Genomic DNA, 26,624 nt, shown 5'->3' on the forward strand with positions numbered 1-26,624 from the left:
GATGTCCGCCGTTAGGCCAACGTCGGCGGCGGTATTGAGAAGATAGAGAAAATAGCTTGGGGTTATCCCCGTCATATCAAAAGCGGATGTCGACCAAGGTGTTACTTGGTATCGCTTGATTTTACTGCGCCGGTTTTACTGCGCCGACTTTCACCAAAAGATTCGTTATTCTCCCTGGTTGTACATCGGTTGGCTTTGTCGGCCACCTTACGTTAGCAAACACTTGATTTTCAACGGTAATGTCTCTAAGCGCTTGGCGATAGTCGCGTGCAGGCTTAATATCAAGGCCTTTATCCAACGCAATATTGACCAAGTGATCCGCTTCAATCAGCAAAGGCGCGCGGTGGGCGCGTATTTTCTCAAGCTCTTTTTCTACTTGGTAAGCGCTTAGGGCTTGCTCTGCTTCGGCTTTAGATAAGCCCATTTCAAGTAGTATGTGCATATCAGCGGGAACATTAATAAGCGTTTCACCGCGAAAGTTAAGTTGTTTGATCATAGTGGTATTTAATCCATTTTATCTATAGTCTTAAATGATGGGGCGCTAGGTTGAGAGATCGTAACTTATGTAGTCAAGTTGGATGTAAATGATGAAGGGGCGGGTTGAGAGAAATCATAGCTTATGTAGTTAAGTGGCACATTATTGTCCGAGTCTCCTGCTTCAGCCTCCGCCAAAGAAACCGTTTTTGATAGCCAGCTAGCATTAACATGGCTGGCAGAATTGGAATAAATCTCTTCTCCATCCGTTTTACATAATTTAAAAACAATAGGCCTATTCGAGTAGATTTTGTATTTAAGTTTACCGCCCCTAAGCATAAACCCAGAATGTGTTCTTGCTTTATAACCGGCCCCAGCTCTGTTGTAGCTTACATCACGCCCGTCTGGATCCATTTTTTGGGTCTCACACCAAGCATAGAAACCTACTTTGGCCACAGATGGACGATAGCGCTGGCGATTTACTACAGTGCGCAAGTAGTTGGCGTCACCACTCCAAGGACATGTTTGCCCTTTAAGGATGACTAGAGCTGAAGCCACATGACGATTGGCATTAAAATCATTACTATCCTTGTTCCAACTATAGTGTCTATATATTTGAATCTCGCTTTCATCCCCTGAAGGCATTTCAAAATACACCGGATAAAATGTATCTTTATCACCATCAACAAAAAATTCAGTCTCATAACGGCCTTGGCCTTCAATATCTACTGCTTTGGTTTCCTCCTTCCATGCATCAAAACTTTGTTTGGCTTGTTGCAGTGTTTGGTCAATGTGGCCCATTTTATTGGCCACTTCGGTGGTTTGCGCCTGACTGGCCTCGGTTTGGGCTTGCGCCGCCAGTTTGACCTCTTGCAATTGGTTTAAAATTTCAGACATTAGTGTGTCTCCAGTTGTCTTAATCGCTCTGCTTGTTGCATTAGCATATGAGATTGTTGAGTTTGCACCGCTTGTGAGCGCATAAACGCCAGCGCATCTTTCATCATCTCGCTATCAATCAAAATATTGAGGTTTTCCACCCCAACTGATACCTGCACCGAATCGGTTGGCAGTACAGATAGGTCCATGGTAAAGGGAATGATCACCTGGGCTTTGGCCGCTTTGTAGTTCAGGGTTCTATCCGGCGCTGAAATCACGCCAAGTAAGGTGCCACTTGCTAACCAAATGCCTATCTCTCGAATGGCAAACTCTGAATCACCGTCAAATTTGGCGGTGCATTGCAGCGAGGTGTCACCTGTGTCTTTGTACTCTGATATCTTTACCCGCTGCTTTTCGCGGCGCAGCTTGGTTTGGGTTGGGCTTGGGCTATAAGCTCTATCGCCTGCCGAGATCCATTCGATCTTGGCGTGCAATCCTTTTTCTTTGGCGCTGATACATTCAGCTAACCCGTGCTCGGTAATGGTTACGGCTAGTGTCATGGCATTCTCGCTATTGTGTAAATAGGGCTAACGGATAAGGGATGAAGACCAAGGGCTGAACCCAAGTAGTCATTGCCCGTTAACTTAGTTTGAGCAAGCTTGGCTTTGACCAACATGGGGCTAACCGAAATGGGCGCACCGCCACCAGCGCCAAGTGAAACGCGTCCACTGGTGCTTATCGGCCATAGCTTAACTTGGGCTTTGGTCGGCTGAATATTGACTCTCGGCAACACCGCCGCCTGAGCTCTAAATTTTTGTTCAACATCATAGGCCAAAGTTAAATCGACCGTATCACGCTCGGATTTAACGTGATTTAGCCGCTCAATAAGGCGGTGCGCCCGCTCTTTGGTAACATTCTGCGTGGTGTTAGCCCGCGCTGTGACATAAACCGTGTAGGGCAAACCGCCTTGCACCTTGGTCCAATGTTCAATCTTGGCAGAGAAATCCACCGCTTCCAGCGCCAGCTCAATGCCCGCATTAGTGCCACTGGTTTGATGCACTGAATAAGAAACCTTGGTTATCGCGCGTTTTTGATCTTCAGTATCACTAAAAAACCAATCATTCACCCCTCGCTCCGAGGCGATAATGGGCAAAATCTCTTGGCTGGTGGTGCAAGGGTCTGCGATGGCGGCTAGCACATCTGTGCTTTTAACCAGTTTTTTAAACCCCTCTTCAAAGCTGCGTTCAAAAGAGGTACGGTTGTCGGGTAAAAGAGTCTGCTCATCGATTGGCTTTGACATGCACGTCCACCTCCTGACAATACGGCGCTTCAAACCATTCACACACCAGATCGGCTGATGGCTGCAAGATATTGAGCTTGGTGGCGTTATGGTTGTGCGCAATTTGGCTTATCCGCGAGCGCTGGATTTTTGCGCCGAGTTTATGCTGCTGCTCAGCGTAATCACTAAGCGCTTGCTCTAACGCCTTTTCGTCAATTAAACGGGTAGGCGCGGTTTCTTCCCATGCCTCAATCTCAATCTTGTAGGGTTTGATGCTGGCTGAGCGCACGCTAATATGATCAGACTCTTGAGCAATATCAGGGCGGCGACAATACTCTAACACCTCATCTTGCAGTTTTTGGCTCGCTTGACCATTTCCTTCAGGCGAGAGTATGCGTATTTCCACCTCCCCTGAATTTTTTTTGAGCATCCTTGCTTTAGCATCTTTAGGCCGAATCACACCCTCGGTTGGCGTGAACTCAAAGCGTTGAGTCACCACATTATCCGACTCGCTAGAAATCGTGATCAAAGGGCGCGCTCCCAACGTCATGGCATGGAATTTATAGCCACTTCGGGTTCCTGTGGTCGCCAAACCATAGGGTGCTAAGCTGTAGCGATGCAGTAACGAGGCATCCGATTCCTTTACAGCTGGAATGTTAGGCGAGACCGTATCATCCCCCGCTTTAATGATTTGACGTTTCAAACCCAAGCGGGAAACCACCACATCTACCATTTCCGAGTCAGTAACGGTTTTTGCAAAGTGTTGTAAGTATTTGTAGTTATCGTTACGGGTTTCTTGTTGGCGAAATAAAATCATGGCATCAAGCAAAAGGGCAGCAGACTCGTTGGGGCTACGTAGGCCCGCGGTTAAGTTGCGCGCTTTTTCATTACCCACTTCCTTTTCTGCGTGTGGAAGAAAAAAGTCATTGATAAACCGCTCACGCATGTCTGCAAATTTTTCAACGGTCAATATTTGCGGGATTTTTATTTTACTCATAGCTCCAACACCTGTTTCTGTCCGTCGTATGTGTAGTTAATGCGGGTAAGAAAACCCGCCCCATGTATTCGAATGTCAACTTTTGGGTTAACTATGTCTGATAAATCATTGGCAGGATTAGCAATAATTCGGTGAATACGGTTAATGGCTTGCATGCGATTGTGCTCATTGGCAAGGCCCATGAGTTTTCGAAACTCGCCGCCAACATTGCGCCGTTTTTCTCTTGAACCTAACTGAGTAGTGATTGCTTTGAATAATCGACACTCAGCTTGCCTAGCCCCCCATACACTTAAGCCTGTTGTAGGGTCTATACCTTGTTGCATAATAACCTCTTAATTAATAGGAACTTCAGTTGGCGAGCCTTCACGGTTCACTTTGTGGCGATGGGTACTAAATTTCACATTGGCGATCACAGCGTCAGAGAAGTTGGCGCCACTACCTGCAAGGGAGAAAGCACCCGGCGCATAACTCACTAGAGCTGGAGTTTTGATTTGATTACTCACATCAAGCGAACCTTTAATACTGACATTGCCCTCTTGTGATTGAGTTCCCTTGGTGTTAGCCGTGTTCGCGGTTCGGTTATATTGTTTGGTCTGCATTGAAATAACCTCCGAGGCATCGACTGAGAAAGACGGCGTGACAAACTTGACCGAGCTATCGGCTTCGACCAAGTAATTACCCGCAAAATCTGCGGTGACTTTAAACACATCGAGAATGCTTAAGGTGGTTTTACGTGGGTCCGTCTCTTTGGGACTAAAGTCGGTACAATAGGAGGCTGGTAGAGCGATCGCATGTGCTTCATCAACGCCGCCAGATAAATTGAGCACCATAACTTGTTCACCAATGCTGGGCGCTCGCCACTTAATTACCTCACCTGCTTCAAAAGCCACCCACTGAATAGGCGGTGAAAGATAGTCATCTTCAGTATTGGGCGCGTAATCAATCACAGCTTTTGAGCCTGATACTGACTTTACCCACCCTAGCCTAATAAGGTTTCTAAGCTGGCGCTCTAAACCGTTCACCCGACCAATTAGATCAAGTATTGCTTGGTTCAAATTCATAGATCACCTTCTCATCGCCCTTGCTTTCTTTAATGTTTAATGACTTAATCCAGAAGGTTTCCTGCTGCGGGCTTCCATAACGGACCTTTTGTGTAAACCTAATCGCATAAGCCATATTTTCTGCGCTCAAATCTAAGTTGTTTGCTTGGATTTCTTGCGGTTCATCTAAACAATCAAAATCTGCGTCAAGCGCCATAGTCTCGCCGTTGTCTTTGTTGCCCATTTGCGCAGGATCTAAAAAAAGCTGGCCTGTTAATAAGGTGATTATCTTGTGTGCCACATTAGCCACTGCGAGAGTAGGATTGGCATTGTTCACGTCTGGTTTAATCAATACCGTCACTTTGAGTAGATGCTGGTAACGGTCATCGGCTAAGTAATTGCACTGCTCGATACTTGGCAGCGGCAAACTAACAATTGGCTTATTCACTTGTTGGCTGTCTGGTGTCTCTGAGTATTGCACCTTAACGCTTTGCCCAAGAGTGGTGGTAAGTAGCGCGCTAAGCCGCTCGAGATAATTATCAAGGCCAGTAATGTAGTTCATTTTCAATGCCTCACTTCAACATATAAAAAAGCGCCGTTGTCACAGGCGCTTTAGCATTTAATATTCAAACCTAGAGTCAGTTAATTCATTGCAAATCATAGGTTTTTTCCATGTACTCACTACAAGGCATCGCTCTCCACCACTTGGAAAATAACTTGGCCCTATCCAAGCGCCGTTTTGGTACTCGTTCGATATTGGCTAACAACCATGCGGCGACAATGATCAAAGACAGTGTGGGGTTATTGGACAAATGAGCAAAATTAATGGATTTCAAATCGATACCCAGTGAATTCAGAATCACTTTACGATGGTGATAGAACCTGTGGTGTTGCTGCATTAATCCAAATTGATAGTGAGAGATTGAACAAACCCCGCCAAACTTACTCTTTCTTTGACCTGACTTTGACTCAATGTGAGTAATTTCATACAAAAAGTGTCCTAAATTACGAACTCCAAATGCTTTTCCTACGAGAAAACAGGCTTCTTTAAGATGTGGTGAGGACAAAGCGCCATGCTCCATTAATTCAGCTCCTAGTGATTAGGATCCAATTGATAGGTAGTGCGATCTACCTTGATTTTTGGGCTCCATAAATAAGTTAAACATCTTTTCGAAACGCTTGTTGAACTGTAAATCTAATGATATGAACATGCCCAAGCGCCCCAAAAAGGCCATAAACGACAATTTGGCTGTATGTCATTCCTTGCATCAAACCTAAGTGCCACGCCCCAAATGCCATTGCTAAAGCAATAAACACCTCTGCAAAAAATATCTTAGGTGAGATTTTCTCTGACTTTTTTAACATCACGCCTAATCTCGCAATGATAAAAACGGCAACAAACAGCCAAAAGCCATTGGTCTCTTCATCATTCGTTAACATAAATTACAACTTAAGGGTGTGAGTGGTGATTTAAAGCGATACCAACAAAAAAGCCCCTCTGCGGCGAGAGGGGCTTAAGTCGAGAAGTCTTGTCTAGTTATGGTAATAACTAAGGAAATCTTCGACGATGACAAAATACTATCATGCAAGGTCAGGATAACGAAACAAAAAATTACTCATATTTGAGCTTTTTTTATTTTTAACTTAAAAACAACTCGAAAATAAACGTTAACATCTTGAGTGGAAATAGAGAAACCTAGTCTTTCCACTGTTAGTTTTAGCCATCAGTATTATGATTTCACATTAGATAACGCAGGCTTGAACATAGATACTACATTGATACTTGATTCTCATTGTAAGGGCTAGCTGCCGTAACCAACTTAAAAAATAGTCATATACATCAAATAAAATAAGTATTTAATAGCCTTATGCATTTATCTATTTGCAATGCTAACAAAAAAGCCCCTCATATGGATAAGAGGGGCTTAGTCAGTTTAGATTGGTCATCGTGAAAACTTAACAATTCTTCGACGATGACAAAATACTATCATGCAAGGTCAGGACAACGCAACAAAAAAGACTCATATTTGAGTCTTTTTTTTATTTATAACTTCAATAATCAACTTAATGATTCAAAAATTGCCGTTGAAAAGTCCTTAACGAGAGCTCATCGAGAGCTTGAAACTGATCAGTGATACTATCATTATGCTTGGCATAACACTGAAAGTATGTCTGCTTTTTCACACCGATTGCCTCAAATAAGTTTCGCTGTAAGCAGTCAACAAACTCACGCCGTGTTAAACGCTCAAAGACCATATTCCTAATCTTAGCTTTAGTTGGCTTACGACAATTCTCTATAGGTAGCTCTCCTTCAACTATGCTAACTAACTCTGGAACCATACTATCAGGCGAGCTTTCACCGTACTTATATATCAACCACTTAGCTAGATGCGAAGGCAATGACTTGAGAACTCTCTGCACCCTTAAGTGCTCAAACACATCATCTGAACAGTTCAGCCGTACGCCCTTATGGGAACGAGAAGCCTTGATGTGCAGTGGATCTGTTATACGTTCACCTTGCCTTTTTGAACTCGGGCATTGCTCTAGTTTATACATAGCACCATCAAAACCAGCACTTGATTTGCGTGGTTGATAAATGGCCAGCGCCTGCGCAATCAAAGCACGAGTTTCCTCTAGTTGCTGTTGGTCATAATTAGTCAAGTTACTCCCCCTTACTGAATATGGAATCTGTCTATTAAGAGCGTAAATAAAACTCTAAGAACCAATAATCAGTAATTATTAGATCCAAAAAATCAAAAAATCAACAAAACAACTCAAATTTGAGCTTTTAATTTCATCCTTTAATTTAAAAAACTCAGATAAAGTAAACTAGATGATAAGAACTCACTACATAGCAATATTTATAGGCGGTAGAACAAATAAAACACAGCTATAGCCCTTAACATCACTATGGAAAATCGGGTTACAAGCATATCAAAAGCACTATTTTTGTGTCATAAAGTGACTTTATCTGTAAAAAAACTCTAAAATCATTCTTATTGCTCTAAGATGCTTTATAATCGAGCGAAAAAATAACAACAGCACCACTGGGATAAACCAGAGGCATACTGGACTCTTTTTCTAGAGTAAAACAACTGAGTTGGGCGTTTAGATTCAAAATAGGAGTAAAGCATATGCCAGATGCACATCAGGTTTTTACAGCAATACGAAAATCGAAAAAGTTAAAGCAAAAAGATTTTGTCGGTATCGCAAGCCGAGCAACGATAGGAAGGTTTGAACAGGGAGAGGGTGACTTACCCACCCAAGTACTGGTACGCGCACTCGAAAAAATGGATACCACACTGGGTGAGTTCGTTACACGCATGGAAACGGAAGAAATGCATGGTTATCACACCAAAAGCGTGAATATTCTAAGTTGGGCAGACATAGAAAAAGAGCAGCCAGACTCACAAGGTTCGACCTTTTATCCCAATGGCGCTAAGCCGGAAAGCTACGCTCTCAGAGTTCGTGATGCTGCAATGATCTCTTCAGACTTTGCCATCAATTATCCTATTGGCTGCTTTATTATCGTAGAGCCAATGAAATCGGCTAGTGATAACACTTTAGTGATAGTTAAAGCGGGTGGCACTTTCCACTTCAGACGTAAATATCGCGGTAAATTTATTCCAGCAAACCGAGAGTTTGAAACTATCGATCAGGGAGAAGTCGTTGGCCGAGTGGTAGGCTGGGTTGGTCATGGTTAACCAACTTTTTCGCCAACCGATAAGCGTAGCCCTAGCACGACTATTTTGTTGATTTGAATAAGTGGAAAACCTATCGGTTTTCCTCGCCACTTTAAAGATTATCCAACTAAAGTTTCCGTTGACAAACCGCTCATAAACACGTTCAATGCCAGAGGTACAGTGTTTATTATCACTGTATTTATGCATTTTGCAGAAGAGGAGCACTACCCAGGTAGGTGTTTTGTGGGGCCACAACTCCAATACATAACACTGAGGGGGAGTAGTGCCGAGGTAGATCAACATTGTGGTTTTGATCTGTCGGTTGACTTGGGTTGAGTCCCATCAACTGTCACCAGCCCAGTCTGGTGAAGAGCTTCTGAGGTCGCCCTAATAATAAGCCCCTCGACTCGCTCATTCTCTCTTCAAGCAAAGGATTACTATTCATTTTCAGGAAGTTTTGGGAGAAATACTGTGAGCAATTTTAATGTTGCTAAGTTTGGTGGAACCAGTGTAGCTAATTTTGAGGCCATGAATCGCTGCGCGGCAATTGTCGAGCAAAGACCAAATACAAGGCTGGTTGTGATTAGTGCTTGTTCTGGTGTTACCAATCTATTGGTTGAATTGGCCAATGGCGTATCAGACAATGATCATCGAAGCCAGCTTCTCACTCAACTTGCCACTATCCACGAAAACGTACTTAGCCAGTTAAGTGATGCCACCAAAACCGCCAGTGACATCTATGAAATCCTTGATACCGTGACTAGTTTGGCTGAAGCCGCCTCTATTCAACCCAGTAAAAAGCTAACCGATCATCTCGTTGCTTGTGGTGAGTTAATGTCTACTCATCTTCTCACTAAACTAATGCAAGAGCGCGGTATTAATGCTCATCGATTTGATATTCGCGAGGTGCTACGAACAGACAGCGCCTTTGGTAAAGCCGAACCTGAACTCGACACCATCTACAGTCTTGCTCGGTCAAGGTTGATCCCTTTATGCCAGGAGCACATCGTTGTTACACAAGGATTTATTGGCTCAGATGAGCAAGGCAATACGACCACATTGGGCCGAGGTGGTAGTGACTATAGCGCTGCACTGATAGCAGAAGCCGTGGAAGCTAAAGGTCTTGAGATCTGGACAGATGTTCCGGGCATTTACACCACAGATCCTCGCATTGCCCCTAAGGCAACACCTATTGCAGAGATAAGTTTTAGCGAAGCGTCGGAAATGGCCAACTTTGGCGCTAAGATCCTCCATCCTTCGACATTAGTGCCTGCACTTCGTCATGAAATCCCCGTATTTGTAGGCTCATCCAAGCAGCCAGATCAAGGCGGAACTTGGATTCGCCACCAAGTAGAGGATTCGCCTTTATTTCGAGCACTAGCTCTGCGCTGCAATCAAACTATGGTTACGCTACGTAGCGCACGCATGTTTCACGCTTATGGCTTTTTGGCTAAAGTGTTTGAAATTTTAGCTAAACATAAGATTTCGGTCGATTTAATTACTACATCTGAAATCAGTGTCAGTCTCACTTTGGATCAAACTGATACCGCAGGAGGTGCGCCTCAACTGCCACAAGAAGTACGCGAAGAGCTTGAAGAATTATGCAGTGTTGAAGTAGAACATGACTTGTGTCTAGTGGCTTTAATTGGCAACAAGATGAGTGAAAGTAAGGGCTATGCAAAACACGTTTTTGGCACGCTTGAAGACTTTAATCTCAGAATGATTTGTTACGGAGCCAGTCCACATAACCTTTGCTTTTTGGTCAATGAAGCAGATTCTAAGCTCGCTATTCAAAGGCTGCATAATCAGTTGTTCGAATAAATTCACTGAAAATGAAAAAGGGTTGAACATTCAACCCTTTTTTATCACTAGCAATATCTGACTATCCTATAGACTATCAGTCTCCTGCCACTTTCATACTTTCTAGCAAAATAGAACCGGTCTGAATTTGAGAACGTGTTTCGATATCGCTGCCAACTGCTGCGATTTTATCAAACATAGTGCTAAGATTGCCGGCAATTGTCACTTCAGAAACCGGATATTGTATCTGACCATTTTCTACCCAAAAGCCTGCTGCTCCTCGAGAGTAGTCTCCAGTGACTATGTTGACACCTTGCCCCATCACTTCAGTAACCAAAAAGCCTGTACCTAACTCTTTAAGCATTTGCTCAAAGTCTTGTCCCGTTGATTGCACGTACCAGTTATGAATACCACCAGCATGACCTGTTGGCGTCATATCTAATTTGCGCGCCGCGTAGCTGGTCAAAAGATAGGTCGATAGCACACCATCGGAGATAATTTCGCGATCTTGGGTTATCACACCTTCACTATCAAATGGGCTTGAAGCCAGTCCTCTCAATACATGGGGTTTTTCTGCAATATTGAACCAGTTAGGTAAAACCTGCTGACCTAAACGATCAAGTAGGAAAGAAGACTTGCGATACAAATTTCCCCCACTGATTGCCATCACGAGATGACCAAGCAAGCCAGTAGCAACATCGGCAGCAAACATAACTGGATACTGACCCGTTTTTAGCTTTTGCGCATCAAGACGACGAATGGTCTTTTCTGCCGCTTTTTCACCAACCGATTCTGGCGTCCACAAGTCGTCTTTGCAGCGCGCAACCGTATAGCTGTAATCACGCTCCATCACACCACTTTTGCCTTCACCAATAACACAGCAGCTGGTGCTGTGACGGCTTGACGCATAACTCGCCAGCACGCCATGACTATTACCATAGACTTTTAGGCCATAGTGACTGTCATAACTGGCGCCATCACTTTGTTTGATCTTGTCGCTGTGTGATAACGCTTGCTGCTCAGCCCGTATCGCAATTTGCGCTGCCTGATCAGGGTCAGGAGTATCAGGGTGAAATAAATCCAGATCGGGTATTTCTTTGACCATCAGCTCTTTTGGCGCAGGACCTGCGTAAGGGTCTTCAGAAGTATAATTGGCGATATCAAGCGCCGCCAAAACCGTTTGTTGTATCGCCTTTTCACTCAAATCAGATGTCGAGGCGCTGCCCTTTCGCTGCCCTTTAAACACAGTAATACCTAAGGCACCATCACTGTTAAACTCAACATTTTCTACCTCACACATCCTAGTAGAAACACTCAGTCCAGTGCTCTTTGTGATCGCGACTTCAGCACCATCGGATTTTTGCGCAGCCATTTCGAGTGCTTTTGCAACCACGGCTTCGAGCTCAACGCTTTGCTGAGCAATTTGCTGTTTTACGTCCATATTTTCTTCATGCTTCAGGTATATTCTTCCTAGGATAACAAGAATTTCGCTTTCTCCCCATGATTCTTGTTAAAATAGAGAAATAGACAGTTAAATTAAGGCAGAAAAATGGCACGTAAGAACCAAAAAGCGCCATGGGAAGAAGAGGAAGAAATCATTTGGGTCAGTAAGACTGAGATGAAACGTGACATGGAAGAGTTGCAGAAGCTAGGCGAAGAGTTAGTGAATCTAAAACCTTCTGTACTTGAAAAATTTCCGCTCAGTGAAGACTTGGCAGACGCCATTAAAGATGCGCAACGTTTTAAAAACGAGGCTCGCAGGCGTCAGCTTCAATATATCGGCAAGTTGATGCGCTTTGAAGACCCAGAGCCTTTGCAAGCAGCATTAGACAAAGTACGTAACAAGCACTCACAAGCAACCGCTGCCTTACATAAGTTAGAGCAGCTTCGCGATCGTATGCTCACAGAAGGCGATGACGCGATTGCTGACGTACTGGAACTTTACCCACAAGCTGATCGCCAGCGCCTACGCCAGTTAGCGCGTCAAGCAGTAAAAGAAAAGAGCGCCGGTAAACCTGCCAAAGCGTACCGCGAGATATTCCAACTGCTCAAAACACTCCATGATGAAGAGTTTTAACACTCCACGATCTGAGCATTAAACTTGGTAAATAGTTAAGGCTAGCGAGCTAAATCGCTAGCCTTAGTTGTGTACTTCAACCCTGACCTGCTTTGACAAATTCACTCAATATTGGGTCTTTATGATCGGGCGTTAAGTCCTGAATATTGCCTGATGCCCAGACTTTGCCCTTATCGACATAAGCAAAATGTGACCCTATGGCTCTGGCATCACTGAGATGATGGGTCACAATCACAAGGGTAATATTACGTTCAGTGGCAAGTTTATTGACCAATGCGAGCATTTCTTCACGTAACATGGGGTCTAATGCTGAAAAGGGCTCATCCAAAAGCCATATAGGGTGAGGCTGGACAAAGCATCGAGCTAACGCCACCCGCTGGCGCTGGCCACCAGATAGTTGTTCGGGTAAACGATCCAAATACTCGTCGATACCAACCTGCTTGGCGGCTTGCTCAACCATAAAACGCTGCTCTTGACTCAGCTTCAAGCCAGGGTGTAAGCCTAAACCTATATTCTCTCTTACGCTAAGATGAGCGAACAAATTATGCTCTTGAAACAAGAATGCAAATGGCCGCTGATAAGGTTCAAGTTTTACAATATCCTCTCCATTAGCAACAATTTCACCACTTTTTGGTTGTATAAAACCCGCAGCGAGAGCCAATAAGGTTGATTTACCAGCACCACTTGGGCCCATAACAGCAACTCGGCTTCCCTGCTGAATATCTAATTCAAACAGGAAGGTATCTTGCTGGTAATGGTAACAAACGGCGTTAAACGTGAGCATATTTCACCTTAGAGTTAGCTTTGAACATGGTTTCTATCAAAGCAAAGCAGCCTAGACTCAAAATTAAGAGAGTAAGAGAGACCACAGCTGCTGCTGCAATTTGATAACTTCCTAATAGTTGGAACAAATACAGCGGTAAAGTCCGAAACTCTTGGCTGCCAAACAAAGCGATAGCGCTAAGATCGCCGATCGCAAACATAAAACTGATAGCAAATGCATGAGCCAGTGGCCTACGTAGCGCTCGCCACTCAATCAATCGAAAACGTTGCCAACCTTTGATACCAAGGCTGGCACACAAATATTGATATTGTTGCTCAATATGCAACATAGGTTGGGATAGAGTTTTGATCACATAGGGCAATCCCATCAAAGCGTTAACCAGCACCACCACAAAACCTAAACTGAACACATCCGTAAAACTTCGTAGTAACAAAAACAATCCAGTCGCAACAACCAAACTCGGTGTGACTAGAATGATGGTTCCGATCAGTTCAATTTGATCAGCAAAACGGGCTTTGGTATTCAACCTCAGACGTCGACTGGTCAACAGAATAGCAATGCCAGCGAAAAGAGCAAAACCACTTGCCAACAGTGCTATCTTGCACGATGTCCACAAAGCATTCCAAAACGCCGGATCGCTAAGCACCTTGACCGCTTGGGCATTTAATCCACTCCACACCACCATAAACAGGGGTGGTATCACCAACAAAAGGCTAAAGATAATCCAAAAGCCATCCCATATGCGAGATCTCAACGAAGATGATAGAGAGAAATGGTCACTAATTTGCGTCGAAGCTGTCACCGAAATAGGCGTTGCCAAGCGATGCACAGCGAAAGCAATAAAGCTACACAAAAGCATTTGCCATAACGCTAAAATCGCGCCTGCTTGCAAGTCAAAGTCAAACTTTATCGCCTGATAGATAGCCAATTCAATGGTAGTTGATTTGGGGCCTCCCCCCAGTGCCATTACAGTTGCAAAACTGGTAAAGCACAGCATAAACACCAAACCAAGTACATGGGGTAGCTGCTGACGCAGCCTAGGCCACTCTATCCATTTAAATTTGTGCCAATGTGTCATTCCAAGGTGAGCACAAAGTTTGTGTTGCTCACAAGGAATAGACTCTAGTGCCATAAGTAATAGTCGGCTGGCGTAGGGCAAATTAAAAAATACATGGGCAAGTAGAATGCCTTTCAGGCCGTAAATAGAAAATGACGCTTCAAACCCAATCCAATCAAGTAGTTCAACTATTAACCCTTTATTGCCATAGATGGACACCAAGCCAAATATTCCGACCAACACAGGTAATACTAAAGTGGAGGAAAAGAGCTTGAGCACCCACTGCTTACCAACAAATGAATTACGATACAAAGCGTGAGCAACGGGAATAGCCAGCCCTACACTCAACAAAGTTGATAATGAGGCTTGATAGAAACTGAACTTAGTGACGTGTCGATAATAAGGGTCAGACCATATTTGTGATGGTTCTAATGAAGGAGCGAAAGATAGTAATGCACCAATGGCACAAACAACAAAGGCCGCGATGAATATCGCGACCAAGAGTCCTAATTTAGGGATTTTATACAAAAGGTACCCTTAGAAAGTCAAAGCGCTTTGCCATTCTCTAATCCACGCCTTGCGGTTTTGAGCCACCTCTTCTTCATTCAAGCTGAGTGCTTTATTGGGAATGGTGAGAGTGTCAAAGCCGTCAGGTAAAGTGACGTCTGTGACCGGATACATCCAGTTACCCGTAGGCATCAGAGATTGAAAGTCATCGCTCAAAATAAAGGCCATAAATTGGTCAGCCAAGCGAGGATTTTTTGATGATTTGACCTTAGCAGCAACTTCAACTTGGGTATAATGGCCTTCGCTAAAATCCGCAGCAGCAAACTTTGCGTCATTCTCAGCAATCAAGTGATAAGCAGGAGATGTGGTATACGAGAGTACCATGTCGGCTTCACCATCAAGAAATAGCGAATAGGCTTCAGACCACCCTTTCGTGACTGTCACTGTTTTCTTCGCTAACTGCTGCCAAGCAGGAGAGACTGCATCGCCATAGACAGACTTCATCCATAACATCAAGCCTTGACCCGGAGTTGAAGTACGCGGATCTTGATAAATGACTTTAAGGTCGTCACGAGATTCAACCAGCTCCTTAAGGCTTTTAGGCGGCTTTGACAATTTTTCCTTGTTATATACAAAGGCAAAATAACCAAAATCATAGGGCAGAAATACTGAGTCACTCCAGCCATTAGGCAAGTCGACCGTTTTTGTATCAACCTGATGTTCAGTGAGCAAGCCAGTTTTCTTTGCTTCAGGCATTAAGTTCTTATCTAAGCCGAGTACGATATCTGCCTTGCTATTTTTACCTTCTAAGCGCAAGCGATTAAGAATTGATACACCATCATCTAGAGCAACAAAATTCAGGTCGCATCGACATTTTTCCTCAAATGCTTGCTCTATTTTAGGGCCAGGGCCCCACTTAGCCGCAAAGGAGTCATAGGTATAAACGGTTAATGTATTATCCGCTGATGATGCTGAAAATGATGTAAGTAGCGCTAAAGCTATAGTGCTATGAAGGGTTTTCACTGCTCGCTCTCCTTGATTGAGCGGCACAGGTTTGAGTAAATATTTATCGCAAATATTTTGACTCAATTCCTACGCCAGTATTATCTGGTTCAGGTATACGGGTCCAAGGCGATACCTTATCTCAGCCTTATCAACAATAGTGATAACCAGCGCCCCGTTGAGTGTTGACCGGATTGTAATGGGAATTGAGTTATTTATCTAGAGTCATATCCCCAGCGTGGCACCATCTTTTGTTCTATACCTAAATGATCCAAAACTCGAGCAACCATAAAATCCACCAAATCTTCAATTGAAGACGGCTGATGATAAAAGCCAGGTGCTGCTGGCATGATAGTGACGCCCATTTGAGACAGTTTGAGCATATTTTCCAAATGCAAAGTCGAAAACGGTGTTTCTCGCACAACCAAGAGTAAGTGGCCGCGCTCTTTTATGACCACATCTGCCGCCCGCTCAATAAGATTATCTGACATACCATGAGCAATTGCTGCAACACTACCTGAAGAACAAGGACAAACCACCATCTGTTTCGGCGCTGCAGAACCTGATGCCACGGGAGAAAACCAATCGTCTTTACCGTAAACGTGCAATTGTTCTGCATCGCAACCAAGGTACTCCACAAGTGTTTCTTGGATTGCTTGAGGGTTACCGGGCAATTTCATAGCGTGCTCAGTGGCAAGCACCACTCGTGCTGCAGAAGATATCAGCAAGTGAACCTGATACTCTGCGGCTAGTAAGCATTGCAGAAGCCTCAATCCGTATGGTGCGCCCGACGCACCTGTAAAGGCTAATGTTATCGCTTTGTTGTTTATTTGATTCATACTACTAGATTCATTTACTCGGCTAGTTTGGCCAACAACTTTTCTTGTATGCCTTCAAAACCGCCGTTACTCATTACCAGGATTTGATCGCCTGGCATAATTCTCTCGATGACCATATCAATTATAGTATCGACACTGTTTGACGTATATGCAGGCTGGTTACACTGCTCTGCAATATCGGCAACAGACCACTCAATATTGTCTGGCTGATACAAGAAGACCTCATCAGCTTGGTCGAGTGAAGCAGCCAGTGTATCTTTATGCACGCCTTTTTTCATCGTAGCACTGCGCGGCTCGAGCACAGCAAAGATACGCTGACTGCCAACCTTATTACGCAATCCACCAAGAGTAAGTTCAATCGCTGTTGGGTGGTGAGCAAAATCATCATAGACTCGAACTTGGTTAACCTCGCCTTTTAGCTCCAGTCTGCGTCGGGTATTAATAAATTTAGTTAGCGCCTGACATGCCAGCTCTGGTACAACGCCAACATGGCGAGCTGCAGCAATCGCCATCAGAGCATTGTCAACATTATGATCTCCGACCAAGTCCCATTTAACCACACCAGACTCCACACCTTGGAAAAGCACCTTAAATTGAGAGCCGTCTGCCGCCATTTTTTCTGCTCGCCAATCACCTTGTAAACCTGTGACTTCTTTTTCACTCCAGCATCCACGCTCAAGTACATCATCAATGTCTGTATTTTGTGGTACAAGAATACGTCCGTTTCCAGGAACCGTTCTGACTAAATGATGAAATTGGCGCTTGATCGCCTCAAGATCATCGAATATGTCTGCATGATCGAATTCAAGATTGTTGATCACCAAGGTGCGAGGGTGGTAATGGACAAACTTTGACCGCTTATCGAAAAAAGCGCTGTCATATTCATCGGCTTCAACGACAAAAAACATACTTTCGCCCAAACGGGCTGAGACACCAAAGTTTCCTAATACCCCTCCAACCAAGAATCCGGGTTGATAACCGCATTCTTCTAAGATCCATGCCAACATGCTTGAAGTGGTGGTTTTGCCATGAGTCCCAGATACTGCAAGCACCCAACGGTCATGAAGAAGAAACTCCTGCAACCACTGAGGACCTGATGTGTAACGCATATTGCTATTGAGAACATGTTCGACACAAGGGTTACCACGGCTCATCGCATTACCAATCACAACAAGATCGGGAGCGGGTTCAAGCTGAGAAGGGTCAAAACCCTCAATGATATCGATACCCTGAGATTCAAGTAAAGTACTCATCGGCGGGTAAACATTTGTATCACTACCAGTAACTTTATGGCCTAACTGACGAGCCAAAACCGCAGCTCCGCCCATAAAAGTGCCACAAATCCCCAAGATATGAATATGCATCTACAACCTTCTCCACAGGTTAGAGTTGACTAGCTATTATGGTGATTATACGCGTAAATGCGAGAACCTTTGGTTAGGTTTTGGTTGAAAAGCCACAAATATCGGCCCTCCAACATAGTAAAACTAAAAATGAATGGCTTTTACCTGAGATAAGAGAAGCTAAAATAGGGAATTCAGCCGACTCTAGCGAAAAGTTTTGTTACATAACCAGTAAAACGAGATCTTGGTCAGTTAGTTTATTACCAATAATAAGAAATAGCTTTTAGAATAAGGCTTGGCAATAGAGTGCTCCGTCAGAGAACACCAAAGCCAATACCCTACTATTGAAGTGACTTAAAGGAAAAACCATGTCTGGTATGCGCACGCTTGGCGAGTTTATCGTCGAGAAACAAGCGGACTTCCCCCACGCTAGCGGTGACTTGTCATCTCTACTTTCATCAATCCGTCTTGCAGCCAAAATTGTTAACCGTGAAATTAACGCCGCTGGTCTAGGCGATATTACAGGTGCCGTTGGAAGTGAGAACATCCAAGGTGAGGATCAGCAAAAACTCGATGTCTACGCGAACGATAAGTTCAAAGCAGCATTAGAAGCCAGAGATCAAGTTTGTGGCGTAGCAAGTGAAGAGGAAGATGAAGCAGTAGCCTTTAATAAAGAGCTCAACAAAAATGCTAAGTATGTGGTCCTCATGGATCCTCTTGATGGTTCATCCAATATCGATGTTAATGTCTCTGTTGGTACCATATTCTCTATCTATCGTCGCGTTTCTCCTATTGGTACACCACCAACTCAGGAAGATTTTCTTCAACCCGGACATAAACAAGTGGCCGCTGGTTACGTTATTTATGGTTCATCCACCATGTTGGTGTACACAACGGGCAAAGGAGTCAACGGTTTTACCTATGACCCTTCTTTAGGTACCTTTTGCCTCTCCCATGAGAATATGATGATACCTGACGATGGAACCATCTACTCGATCAATGAAGGGAACTATATTCGCTTCCCTATGGGCGTAAAAAAATACATTAAGTATTGCCAAGAAAACGAGCCAACTGAACACAGGCCATACACTTCTCGCTATATTGGCTCGCTAGTCGCAGACTTCCATCGAAATCTGCTGAAGGGCGGGATTTACTTGTACCCAAGTACTCAAAGCCACCCTAATGGCAAATTGCGTCTACTCTACGAGTGCAATCCTATGGCTTATATTATTGAGCAAGCTGGTGGCACGGCATCAGATGGCCAAAATCGAATCATGGATCTAAAACCAACAGAATTACACCAACGTGTACCTTTCTTTGTCGGCTCTAAAAACATGGTTAAGAAAGTAGAAGAATTTTTACTCAAGTACCAAGAAGATTAAACTAAAAGGCGCTAATTAGCGCCTTTTTAACATTTTCTTGAACCAAATCTCGCCTTATCCAGTTTACAAAAAACCGAGTTTAGCAGTAAGGTATTGCGATCTTATATAGCCCAGTACTTCCAAAGGCTCACCTTAAGGTTTTAAGCGACGCTTCGCAGTAAGAAAACCGATCCTAGAAGAAGTCAGTACAAACAAGGAACTACCTAAATGAGTTTAAATAACGTGCCGGCAGGCAAATCGCTTCCAGATGATATCTACGTGGTGATTGAAATCCCAGCTAACGCAGACCCAATCAAATATGAAGTAGACAAAGAATCAGGGGCTGTATTTGTCGACCGTTTTATGTCTGCACCTATGTTTTACCCCTGTAACTATGGTTACGTTAACCACACTTTGTCACTCGACGGTGACCCAGTTGATGTGCTAGTGCCAACACCACATCCTTTGATGCCGGGGTCTGTTATTCGCTGCCGCCCTGTCGGTGTTTTGAAAATGACAGATGAGTCTGGCGAAGATGCCAAAGTGGTCGCTGTGCCGCATAGCAAACTGTCTAAAGAATATGATCATATTCAAGATGTTCAAGACTTACCTGAACTGCTTAAAGCACAAATCACCCACTTCTTTGAGCACTACAAAGAGCTTGAATCTGGAAAATGGGTCAAGGTAGACGGTTGGGAAGATGTCGAGTCAGCAAGAAAAGAGATCCTCGAATCTTACCAACGCGCACAAAAGTAATTATGGTAAAAGAGCCTCTTGGGCTCTTTTTTAACAAGACTATACCCTTTGGCACCAATCTCCTGATGAAATGAGCGTATCGAGTTTACTGCTGTTTTGGTAGATATATATCCAAGCTTGACCAAAGGGAGTTTCAACCTTATCTCTCCGGTATTCAACCGGCACATCTTCTAATTGATCCAATTGGCTAAGCGTTTGATCATCTATAAGATAAACTTCACCTAAGATAGAGTCATGGCCTTCGACCACGGCAGGATATGAGCCAAGATCATAGAGGGCGTAATGAGGAAAGGTCTCACACTGGCCTAAACATTGATTCCCCGCAAGATAATTATGATTTCTTTCTCCTTGCCTCAATGTGCCATAGACAAAAACTAAATGTTGCATCCTGCAATCTCACTTATTAATTAAACTCAAACTGGTAAAGTAACTCAACCGCACTATCTAACCCAGATATGGCTTCAACGTATAGATCTTGCATTAAACGATAGCGAACCGTGAACTCTCCAACAGAATCGAAAATACCCACACCGTATTTAACTTGTAAACCAGGAAGCACATAGCCACTAACCGTGACTTGTGATTGGTCACCTGCGCCTGCTGTATCAAGTTGCAGATCCTGAACACCAAATGCTTCACCGATCTCACCCACCACTCGACCACTCTTAGCCAAGCTGAGACCGATTAAAGTGGAAGTCACAGTGTTACCTCCAGACTCTCCATCAATATCTCGACCACGTAGTAAGTATGATAATGCATTCGCTTGTGGCAAGCTTGGTTCTGAAAATATCGTCACGTTTGGCTCATCAACCGGACCTATCACCTTAATTCCTGCAATGTAATCGTTTTGAGTGTTATCTGGATTACGTATTGCGGTGATTTGCACAAAAGGCTGATCAACAGGTCCATTCATCAAGATTTTTCCTTGTTGGATGATCAAATCCTGACCAAAAGACCGATAAGAGCCATCTATAATATTTACCTCTCCAGTCACAAATGGTCCTTTATCTCTCTGCGAGACATTTAAGTTTCCAGACAAATCACCTTCAAGACCGAAAGCTGACAACTTAAGCTCGTCGCCAATACTAATATTAACATTGGTTTCGATACTAAACGGAATCGTCGGCTGTATACTTTCTGGTTCTAAATGTTCGTTTAGGAGCACTTGATCTTTAGACACGCCAATAGCACTAGGAGGCAGCTCTTCAACCACAATCTTTCCCCACGGCAAAGCTATCGTACCGTCGATGCGAGCTTGTTTTGGCGAGGCTGATATTGTCATATCAGGTATAACTTTAACTTTCACCATAGGAGGAAGATCTACCATGAGCTCATCAGCAAACACTCGCAGATTAGTTTGCCACTTTTTAAGATCTCGCCAATCGGCTTCTCCTTTCGCTTGTAACTGTCCATCAGGCGTATCAACAGCTGCAGTCAAGTTGGCACCGTATCCAGAAAAGTTGACATCAATATTTCCAGACTCAATTTCTACAGGGGTTACTTCGCCTTTTAGAAGGAGATCATCAAGCACAAACTGCCCTTTTAATTTGGGCTTCATTATCGGGCCTGTGAAAGACAATTGAGAATTAAGTGTTGATTTAAACTGACTATAGTCGCCCAAAAATGGTTCTAGAAAATCCAATTTGAGTTCAGTCAATTGCAGTTTTCCATCCAAGGACTTGTTTGTATCGACAACATTGAATACCTTGGCATGACCTGAAAAATTTCCATTGTCAGCCAAATCAATTAGCCAATTAGTTGATAATACATTATCTTTTAATGCCGCCTTTAAGCTAACGCTCTCCCAGCCCAAACGAATTGGATGTGCACCATGATCATTCACCATGCCCTGCCCCATCCCAAGGTCCACTGTGAGGACTGGTGGAGTATCAGGAGCCCAACTCGCCATAGCGGAAATATTAAGATCGCCTTTAAGCTCTGTCTTTTTAGGGAACATAGATTGCAACTGACTAAAGTCGATATTGGATATGGAAACCTTGGCTTCACCTTTTTGGCCAACATTCATATCCTTATCCAAACAAATTGAGGCCCCTTCTTGCTGCCAGCAGTGAGCTGCAACAAATACTTGCTGAGATTGAGCGGAGTACCCCACTGGAGTCACGCCCTCTAAAGTCCATACCCCTTGTTTTGATTTAATAAACATCCCATCTAAATTACCTTTCCAAACCAGCTCTGGAAGACGTTCTAGCTCTCCGCGGAGATTGAGTTGAGTGGAAACGATATCCGACATGACATCTAAGCTAAGCGTATGACTTTTCTCATTACCTTTTGTATTTAACAAAACCTGATCGATAACATAATTCTGATAGTGAGCATTAAATACCGATAGTTTTATGTTGCCTGCGATTTGAGTAAGCGGGGATAACTCACCTTCTAAATCAATAGTTTTAGCATCGATATCTTTACCCAAGCCGACATCCCTCGCTTTGAGCATCACACCAACCCTAGGCTGTTGGATACTGTCTTTCAATATTAGGTTTCCTTTTACGTTACCGCGTAGATTAGGCACGGTTAGCGACATATCCGCAAAAGAAACCTCCACCTTCATATCCGACGCTTGCTCAATGACACCACTGGCCTTCACAAAGTTTGGCCCATGGGATAAAGCGAGCCCCGACGTGGTCACCCTGATGTCTCCTGTTCCAGTCTCATCAGAGGCTGACAGTTGACCCAAGAGCTTGAGTGGATAATCACGTACAACACCGTCAACATCTAACTTAGGAACCTCTATTTTCCATCCACCTTGGTCGGTCAAAACACCAGAGGTAGCCAAACGGCCACTGATTTTTCCTTCAGCATCTTGCCATTGTATACCTGGCTGAATATCTGTCAGTAAGAGATCGGTAGACCAGTTAATTGGGGCTTGCCAATTCGCCATTAACTGACCTGATACTTCGCCCCCTAATGTTTTCAAAGAAAGCGTATCTAAATCAATTTGTTTAAGATTACCTTGACCGAATATAGTCAACTTGGATTCGGGCACTTCTTTTCCCGAAAACTTGGCGTCGAGAGCAATATCATAGCGCTCTAACGAGCCTTTACTCTTCAAGCTATCCACAGCAACAAAGTAATCTCCCTCTCCCAATAAGGGCCACTGGGCCTGAACGTCTAATAAGGAAAGTTCAAATGGAAGGTTGTTGCGCAATGGTTGAACAAAGGCTTGAATTTGACCTTTAGCTAAACCACCAAACTCGGCGTCTAAGGAGAGGTTAGCAACACTGCCCGAAGCATTAAGATGGATGATTTGACCTTTAGCAATCGGCTGTTTAATGGTCGTTTTCAAATCCAAACTGATAGGGTAATCTTCTACCAAATTAACTTCACCATTGAGCTTAGCAGCCAGTTGAGGCATATCTAGCTGCATGGCTCGTAGATTAATTTTTGAACCTACCGCCTGTGCTTCAATTCCTAAATTGTTTACCACAATAGGTGTGTCTTGTACCAAAGTAAAATCATGAATATCTAATCCTTTCAGGTTAATATCCAAGGGTAAAACGACACTAGGTAACTCAATATCATGCTGCTGACTTGTCGATGCGGCGCTAGCTGGTTCTGGCGTATTTTGTTCTGGCGCCAAGGTTAGACGAGTCTTACTTAACAAGCTTTTATCAATAGTTAAGCGCTGTCCCACCCAGCTCAATCCAGTGGTGAAAACCCCGACTTGAGCCTGATAACCAAGAATGTTGAGATCAAGATCAGACAGTGATAAACGTTTAGCAGTAAGCGGTATCGGTAAGCTAACACTGCTTTGGCTACCTGTTTCTGGCTCAGCGGAACTTTGTGCATCTGATGATGCTTCAGGCATATAAAACTTGAGGCCATTAAGGGTAAGTTCGTCAATACAAATACTTGCCCCTACAAGGCACGAAACATCAACACCAAGAGTGATAGAATTGACGCCTACATCCACATTGAGTGCTTGGTCTTGATATGAGACCTTATTGAGAGTGAAGCGCGGAAAAACCGCTCCAGAGTAGGACTCGATTTCAAGCTGTGGCAGCGACTTTTCGGCCGCCCAAATGACAAACTTTAACCCGGAAGTGGTAAACAAAATAACCGATAGGCCGAGAACAACAGCAAATATTAGCGTCATTGCCGCAATTGAAAACCACTTAGACCACCTTATAACAAACTGGGTCATAGCTCTGGGCCCAATGTGAAATGAATTTTAAACTCATCACCTGGGGTGGCATCTAACCCCCAAGCAAAGTCTAATCTGACTGGTCCCACGGGAGACTCCCAGCGAACACCTACTCCTGTACCACGTTTGAAGTCAGGTTCATCATTAAACGCATCGCCATAGTCGTAAAAAGCCGCTCCCCACCAATTGCCATAAATTCGGTATTGATATTCCAGTGAAGAAGTCGCCATATATTTAGCACCCGTCAAGGCTCCACTGCTGTCAGTCGGTGAAATAGATTGATAGTTATAGCCACGCAAGTTGTTATCACCACCAGCAAAAAAGCGCAAAGACGGTGATAATCGCTCAAAGTCTTCAGTGATATTGGCACCTCCATCTAAACGAAAGATCCCTCTATGATTTTGCCCTGCACTGCGGATCCATGTCATCCCACCTTGTAGGCGGATAACCCTAGTCTCTGATAATACTCTGTCGTCACCAAATTCAAGGCTCAGCGATTGTTTATCTCCCCAACTTGGCATTGCCCCGCCACGTATTCTGCTGCGGCTAAAACTAAAACCAGGCAATAAGAATTGTCCAGAGTCATCTTGGAGGCCTTGCTCATAGTTTTCCAACAAATATCGAATATAAAGGGCTCGGTGCCATCCGTTATCAAGTAGCCAATGACGCTCTAGGGCTAGATTCGACTCTAAACTTTGCGTATCTCGATTATCTAGATTTTTCATACCGTACTTAAGCTGATAATACTCATTTAGAGCATCCTCTAGTGGGACTTTATAACCTGCTGTGACGGTTTGTTCTGGCCCAGAAATTGAAAAACGGCTAGTGAAACTATGACCGCTGCTATTGACCCAAGGTTGTTTCCATTTGAGCGATCCTTTTGCACCAACATCTGTTGAGTAACCAAGGCCTGTTTCTAGCTGATTTCTCGCCTGCGGCGCTAAAGAGACCTTCATAGGTAACTCTCTCCCTTCTCCAAGATGAGAAAGATCAGGTTCAACTAGGACAGATGAGAACCATTCCGTATTGGACAGGTTTTGGTTATATTCGCCTACTGCTGTAGCCAAATAGGGATCGCCCTGTTTGTAAGGTGACAAGGATTCAACACGCATCAAGTCTATTTGGCTACCAGTAATCGAGCTTTGACCAAAGGCATAACGCATACCACTATCAAAGTGAAGTCGAATAAAGGCTTGGTCTAAATTTGGCGACACCTCCAGTCGACTTACCGTGTAATCTCCATCAAAGTAACCTCTTTGTAAAGCAAGGTTACGAATGCGCGATTTCAGCCCATCATACAAACTATGGTTTAATACTTGCCCCTGTTTGAGACCACTGCGCTCAATCAAGGTCTTAAAGGCTTGATCATCATGCGCTTCACCACTCAACTCTATGTCCACCAGCGCAATCAAGACTGGCTCTCCGGGCACAATGGTGATGACTAATTCCTGCTCTCCACTGTTTGCCTCAAATGAAAAATTTGGATGATAGTAGCCAAGTGCATTGAGTGCTTCAGTTAAACGCTTTTCGACCCGAGCTTGAAAACGCAAACTGGTACTATAGTCTTGGCTAGGAATTGCCTGCAGATAGGTTTCAACATTTTGCTCCAATTCTCCGGATACTCCGCGAATCGACAACGATACTTCTTGCCCGAAGGCTGAAACACTGCTTAAAAGTAGAATCGCTGGAAAAAACGGTTTTATCATGGTTTATTGGTAGCCTATACGTCGTTACGAAATAATAACGTCACTGCAAAAAGATGTCTGTACGAAAACCGTCAATTAAGCGGTCTACTCCCAAGAATATCATTTTAAGGAGATGAATCATGCTCGATAAACAAACCCCCGTCACCTCCCAACAAGCACTTCCTGGTCGTGATCAGCCACTAAACGTTGATGATAAGCACTATGTGAATCAATCAAACATCAAAGCAAAACCTCCTCAAGGTTGCCAAGAAGTCTTATTTGGTATGGGATGCTTTTGGGGGGCAGAACGTTTATTTTGGCAGTTAGAAGGGGTTATCAGCACCTCTGTCGGATATTCTGGCGGCTATACTCCCAACCCGACGTACGAGGAGGTCTGCTCTGGGAAGACCGGACACACAGAGGTCGTGAGAGTCGTTTTTAATCCAGATATCATTTCCTTTGAACAATTACTGCGCACTTTTTGGGAACGCCACAATCCAACTCAAGGAATGCGTCAAGGCAATGATATGGGCACTCAGTATCGCTCAGCCATCTATACATACAATGAACAACGACTAGAGCAAGCCATAGATTCCAGAGACGAGTATCAAACACTGCTTAACTCTAACGGCTCCAACATCACGACAGAGATTGAAAAAGCTGGTCACTACTACTTCGCCGAAACCTATCACCAACAATATTTAGCTAAGAACCCCAATGGCTATTGTGGCTTAAATGGAACTGGCGTCTGTTTTCCATCAAATGGATAAACCGAATAGTCCTGTTTCGTCCTATTTAGCCAGCAAGAGTGCTGGCTATAACATCAAGCTAGATATTGGGTTGTTGCTCGCCGCCAAAATGTAACCCTCGTTTTTAGACAACCCACTCTGAGTTAGCTGCAG

Annotated in this window: 26 protein-coding genes and 2 riboswitches; of the genes, 6 read left to right on the forward strand and 20 right to left on the reverse strand. The window is 43.9% G+C overall.

Annotated elements, in window-relative coordinates:
• Positions 1-121: 121 nt before the first annotated feature.
• From DPF90_RS16930 to DPF90_RS16980, 11 genes are all read right to left on the reverse strand, one after another.
• Positions 122-496: a phage tail assembly chaperone gene (locus DPF90_RS16930; protein WP_240314536.1), complete on the reverse strand. Its 375-nt coding sequence runs from the start codon at positions 494-496 to the stop codon at positions 122-124.
• A 65-nt stretch (positions 497-561) separates the two neighbouring features.
• A complete protein-coding gene (locus tag DPF90_RS16935) occupies positions 562-1,371 on the reverse strand; it encodes a hypothetical protein (protein WP_114787504.1) in 810 nt (269 codons plus the stop codon).
• Entirely contained in the window at positions 1,371-1,910 is a 540-nt protein-coding gene (locus tag DPF90_RS16940) for a phage tail-collar fiber domain-containing protein (RefSeq protein WP_114787505.1), read from the reverse strand. The genes DPF90_RS16935 and DPF90_RS16940 overlap by 1 nt, the downstream gene beginning before the upstream one ends.
• A complete protein-coding gene (locus DPF90_RS16945; RefSeq protein ID WP_114787506.1) occupies positions 1,907-2,650 on the reverse strand; it encodes a phage tail protein in 744 nt (247 codons plus the stop codon). Before DPF90_RS16945 ends, DPF90_RS16940 begins: the two co-directional genes overlap by 4 nt.
• Positions 2,631-3,626 carry a baseplate J/gp47 family protein gene (locus DPF90_RS16950; RefSeq protein ID WP_114787507.1) on the reverse strand — a complete coding sequence of 332 codons (996 nt, stop codon included), beginning with the start codon at positions 3,624-3,626 and terminating at the stop codon, positions 2,631-2,633. The genes DPF90_RS16945 and DPF90_RS16950 overlap by 20 nt, the downstream gene beginning before the upstream one ends.
• Positions 3,623-3,949, reverse strand: a complete 327-nt coding sequence (locus DPF90_RS16955; protein WP_114787508.1) for a hypothetical protein — start codon at positions 3,947-3,949, stop codon at positions 3,623-3,625. Before DPF90_RS16955 ends, DPF90_RS16950 begins: the two co-directional genes overlap by 4 nt.
• Before the next feature lie 9 nt (positions 3,950-3,958).
• A complete protein-coding gene (locus DPF90_RS16960; RefSeq protein WP_114787509.1) occupies positions 3,959-4,687 on the reverse strand; it encodes a phage baseplate assembly protein V in 729 nt (242 codons plus the stop codon).
• Positions 4,662-5,228 (reverse strand): hypothetical protein, encoded by a 567-nt coding sequence (locus DPF90_RS16965; RefSeq protein WP_114787510.1) that lies wholly within the window; start codon positions 5,226-5,228, stop codon positions 4,662-4,664. Before DPF90_RS16965 ends, DPF90_RS16960 begins: the two co-directional genes overlap by 26 nt.
• 85 nt (positions 5,229-5,313) lie before the next feature.
• Positions 5,314-5,748, reverse strand: coding sequence for a hypothetical protein (locus DPF90_RS16970; protein WP_114787511.1), 435 nt, complete (start codon positions 5,746-5,748; stop codon positions 5,314-5,316).
• Positions 5,749-5,824: 76 nt separating this feature from the next.
• Positions 5,825-6,106 (reverse strand): hypothetical protein, encoded by a 282-nt coding sequence (locus tag DPF90_RS16975; protein WP_114787512.1) that lies wholly within the window; start codon positions 6,104-6,106, stop codon positions 5,825-5,827.
• A 624-nt stretch (positions 6,107-6,730) separates the two neighbouring features.
• Positions 6,731-7,327 (reverse strand): hypothetical protein, encoded by a 597-nt coding sequence (locus tag DPF90_RS16980; protein ID WP_114787513.1) that lies wholly within the window; start codon positions 7,325-7,327, stop codon positions 6,731-6,733.
• Between the two features lie 473 nt (positions 7,328-7,800).
• On the opposite strand from DPF90_RS16980, the gene DPF90_RS20305 reads away from it, so the two are divergent.
• Positions 7,801-8,370 (forward strand): helix-turn-helix domain-containing protein, encoded by a 570-nt coding sequence (locus DPF90_RS20305; protein WP_162814056.1) that lies wholly within the window; start codon positions 7,801-7,803, stop codon positions 8,368-8,370.
• A 185-nt stretch (positions 8,371-8,555) separates the two neighbouring features.
• Positions 8,556-8,733: riboswitch (Lysine riboswitch) on the forward strand.
• Between the two features lie 87 nt (positions 8,734-8,820).
• A complete protein-coding gene (gene lysC, locus DPF90_RS16985) occupies positions 8,821-10,170 on the forward strand; it encodes a lysine-sensitive aspartokinase 3 (RefSeq protein ID WP_114787514.1) in 1,350 nt (449 codons plus the stop codon).
• Between the two features lie 76 nt (positions 10,171-10,246).
• On the opposite strand, the gene pmbA is transcribed toward lysC, so the two are convergent.
• Complete coding sequence (gene pmbA, locus DPF90_RS16990; RefSeq protein ID WP_114787515.1) at positions 10,247-11,590, reverse strand: metalloprotease PmbA; 1,344 nt, start codon at positions 11,588-11,590, stop codon at positions 10,247-10,249.
• A gap of 108 nt (positions 11,591-11,698) precedes the next feature.
• Between pmbA and yjgA the strand changes: the two genes are divergently transcribed.
• Positions 11,699-12,226, forward strand: a complete 528-nt coding sequence (gene yjgA, locus DPF90_RS16995) for a ribosome biogenesis factor YjgA (RefSeq protein ID WP_114787516.1) — start codon at positions 11,699-11,701, stop codon at positions 12,224-12,226.
• Positions 12,227-12,302: 76 nt separating this feature from the next.
• Here yjgA and thiQ read toward each other — a convergent pair whose 3' ends face one another.
• From thiQ to mpl, 5 genes are all read right to left on the reverse strand, one after another.
• The gene (gene thiQ / locus DPF90_RS17000) at positions 12,303-13,010 is read right to left on the reverse strand and encodes a thiamine ABC transporter ATP-binding protein (protein ID WP_114787517.1); all 708 of its coding nucleotides are present in this window, start codon (positions 13,008-13,010) and stop codon (positions 12,303-12,305) included.
• A complete protein-coding gene (gene thiP, locus DPF90_RS17005; RefSeq protein WP_114787518.1) occupies positions 12,997-14,595 on the reverse strand; it encodes a thiamine/thiamine pyrophosphate ABC transporter permease ThiP in 1,599 nt (532 codons plus the stop codon). Before thiP ends, thiQ begins: the two co-directional genes overlap by 14 nt.
• 9 nt (positions 14,596-14,604) lie before the next feature.
• On the reverse strand, positions 14,605-15,597 hold the full coding sequence (thiB, locus tag DPF90_RS17010) for a thiamine ABC transporter substrate binding subunit (protein ID WP_114787519.1): 993 nt from the start codon (positions 15,595-15,597) through the stop codon (positions 14,605-14,607).
• Positions 15,598-15,646: 49 nt separating this feature from the next.
• A riboswitch (TPP riboswitch) is annotated at positions 15,647-15,764 on the reverse strand.
• A 27-nt stretch (positions 15,765-15,791) separates the two neighbouring features.
• Positions 15,792-16,415 carry a flavin prenyltransferase UbiX gene (locus DPF90_RS17015; RefSeq protein WP_114787520.1) on the reverse strand — a complete coding sequence of 208 codons (624 nt, stop codon included), beginning with the start codon at positions 16,413-16,415 and terminating at the stop codon, positions 15,792-15,794.
• A gap of 14 nt (positions 16,416-16,429) precedes the next feature.
• Complete coding sequence (gene mpl, locus DPF90_RS17020) at positions 16,430-17,779, reverse strand: UDP-N-acetylmuramate:L-alanyl-gamma-D-glutamyl-meso-diaminopimelate ligase (RefSeq protein ID WP_114787521.1); 1,350 nt, start codon at positions 17,777-17,779, stop codon at positions 16,430-16,432.
• A gap of 347 nt (positions 17,780-18,126) precedes the next feature.
• On the opposite strand from mpl, the gene fbp reads away from it, so the two are divergent.
• Together fbp and ppa are read left to right on the forward strand one after the other, a co-directional pair.
• Complete coding sequence (gene fbp, locus DPF90_RS17025) at positions 18,127-19,140, forward strand: class 1 fructose-bisphosphatase (RefSeq protein WP_114787522.1); 1,014 nt, start codon at positions 18,127-18,129, stop codon at positions 19,138-19,140.
• Positions 19,141-19,347: 207 nt separating this feature from the next.
• Positions 19,348-19,875 carry an inorganic diphosphatase gene (gene ppa / locus DPF90_RS17030; RefSeq protein WP_114787523.1) on the forward strand — a complete coding sequence of 176 codons (528 nt, stop codon included), beginning with the start codon at positions 19,348-19,350 and terminating at the stop codon, positions 19,873-19,875.
• A gap of 39 nt (positions 19,876-19,914) precedes the next feature.
• On the opposite strand, the gene DPF90_RS17035 is transcribed toward ppa, so the two are convergent.
• Genes DPF90_RS17035 through tamA form a run of 3 tightly spaced genes read right to left on the reverse strand, consistent with a single transcriptional unit; the run spans position 19,915 to position 25,743 of the window.
• Positions 19,915-20,262 carry a gamma-glutamylcyclotransferase family protein gene (locus DPF90_RS17035; RefSeq protein ID WP_114787524.1) on the reverse strand — a complete coding sequence of 116 codons (348 nt, stop codon included), beginning with the start codon at positions 20,260-20,262 and terminating at the stop codon, positions 19,915-19,917.
• Between the two features lie 16 nt (positions 20,263-20,278).
• The gene (gene tamB, locus DPF90_RS17040; RefSeq protein WP_114787525.1) at positions 20,279-24,037 is read right to left on the reverse strand and encodes an autotransporter assembly complex protein TamB; all 3,759 of its coding nucleotides are present in this window, start codon (positions 24,035-24,037) and stop codon (positions 20,279-20,281) included.
• Positions 24,034-25,743, reverse strand: a complete 1,710-nt coding sequence (tamA, locus tag DPF90_RS17045; RefSeq protein ID WP_114787526.1) for an autotransporter assembly complex protein TamA — start codon at positions 25,741-25,743, stop codon at positions 24,034-24,036. Before tamA ends, tamB begins: the two co-directional genes overlap by 4 nt.
• Before the next feature lie 119 nt (positions 25,744-25,862).
• On the opposite strand from tamA, the gene msrA reads away from it, so the two are divergent.
• The gene (msrA, locus tag DPF90_RS17050; RefSeq protein WP_114787527.1) at positions 25,863-26,492 is read left to right on the forward strand and encodes a peptide-methionine (S)-S-oxide reductase MsrA; all 630 of its coding nucleotides are present in this window, start codon (positions 25,863-25,865) and stop codon (positions 26,490-26,492) included.
• Positions 26,493-26,624: the final 132 nt, after the last annotated feature.

It is taken from the genome of Vibrio tetraodonis, from assembly GCF_003350295.1.
Classification (GTDB): domain Bacteria; phylum Pseudomonadota; class Gammaproteobacteria; order Enterobacterales; family Vibrionaceae; genus Vibrio; species Vibrio tetraodonis.

Coding starts and splice junctions, on each gene's coding strand:
- DPF90_RS16975 (WP_114787512.1), bottom strand. CDS start 6,106: ATGTTAACGAATGATGAAGAGACCAATGGCTTTTGGCTGTTTGTTGCC.
- tamA (WP_114787526.1), bottom strand. CDS start 25,743: ATGATAAAACCGTTTTTTCCAGCGATTCTACTTTTAAGCAGTGTTTCA.
- DPF90_RS16935 (WP_114787504.1), bottom strand. CDS start 1,371: ATGTCTGAAATTTTAAACCAATTGCAAGAGGTCAAACTGGCGGCGCAA.
- DPF90_RS16940 (WP_114787505.1), bottom strand. CDS start 1,910: ATGACACTAGCCGTAACCATTACCGAGCACGGGTTAGCTGAATGTATC.
- pmbA (WP_114787515.1), bottom strand. CDS start 11,590: ATGGACGTAAAACAGCAAATTGCTCAGCAAAGCGTTGAGCTCGAAGCC.
- fbp (WP_114787522.1), top strand. CDS start 18,127: ATGTCTGGTATGCGCACGCTTGGCGAGTTTATCGTCGAGAAACAAGCG.
- DPF90_RS16930 (WP_240314536.1), bottom strand. CDS start 496: ATGATCAAACAACTTAACTTTCGCGGTGAAACGCTTATTAATGTTCCC.
- yjgA (WP_114787516.1), top strand. CDS start 11,699: ATGGCACGTAAGAACCAAAAAGCGCCATGGGAAGAAGAGGAAGAAATC.
- DPF90_RS16955 (WP_114787508.1), bottom strand. CDS start 3,949: ATGCAACAAGGTATAGACCCTACAACAGGCTTAAGTGTATGGGGGGCT.
- DPF90_RS17015 (WP_114787520.1), bottom strand. CDS start 16,415: ATGAATCAAATAAACAACAAAGCGATAACATTAGCCTTTACAGGTGCG.
- DPF90_RS20305 (WP_162814056.1), top strand. CDS start 7,801: ATGCCAGATGCACATCAGGTTTTTACAGCAATACGAAAATCGAAAAAG.
- DPF90_RS16945 (WP_114787506.1), bottom strand. CDS start 2,650: ATGTCAAAGCCAATCGATGAGCAGACTCTTTTACCCGACAACCGTACC.
- DPF90_RS16960 (WP_114787509.1), bottom strand. CDS start 4,687: ATGAATTTGAACCAAGCAATACTTGATCTAATTGGTCGGGTGAACGGT.
- tamB (WP_114787525.1), bottom strand. CDS start 24,037: ATGACCCAGTTTGTTATAAGGTGGTCTAAGTGGTTTTCAATTGCGGCA.
- msrA (WP_114787527.1), top strand. CDS start 25,863: ATGCTCGATAAACAAACCCCCGTCACCTCCCAACAAGCACTTCCTGGT.
- DPF90_RS17035 (WP_114787524.1), bottom strand. CDS start 20,262: ATGCAACATTTAGTTTTTGTCTATGGCACATTGAGGCAAGGAGAAAGA.
- DPF90_RS16950 (WP_114787507.1), bottom strand. CDS start 3,626: ATGAGTAAAATAAAAATCCCGCAAATATTGACCGTTGAAAAATTTGCA.
- thiQ (WP_114787517.1), bottom strand. CDS start 13,010: ATGCTCACGTTTAACGCCGTTTGTTACCATTACCAGCAAGATACCTTC.
- ppa (WP_114787523.1), top strand. CDS start 19,348: ATGAGTTTAAATAACGTGCCGGCAGGCAAATCGCTTCCAGATGATATC.
- DPF90_RS16965 (WP_114787510.1), bottom strand. CDS start 5,228: ATGAACTACATTACTGGCCTTGATAATTATCTCGAGCGGCTTAGCGCG.
- DPF90_RS16970 (WP_114787511.1), bottom strand. CDS start 5,748: ATGGAGCATGGCGCTTTGTCCTCACCACATCTTAAAGAAGCCTGTTTT.
- mpl (WP_114787521.1), bottom strand. CDS start 17,779: ATGCATATTCATATCTTGGGGATTTGTGGCACTTTTATGGGCGGAGCT.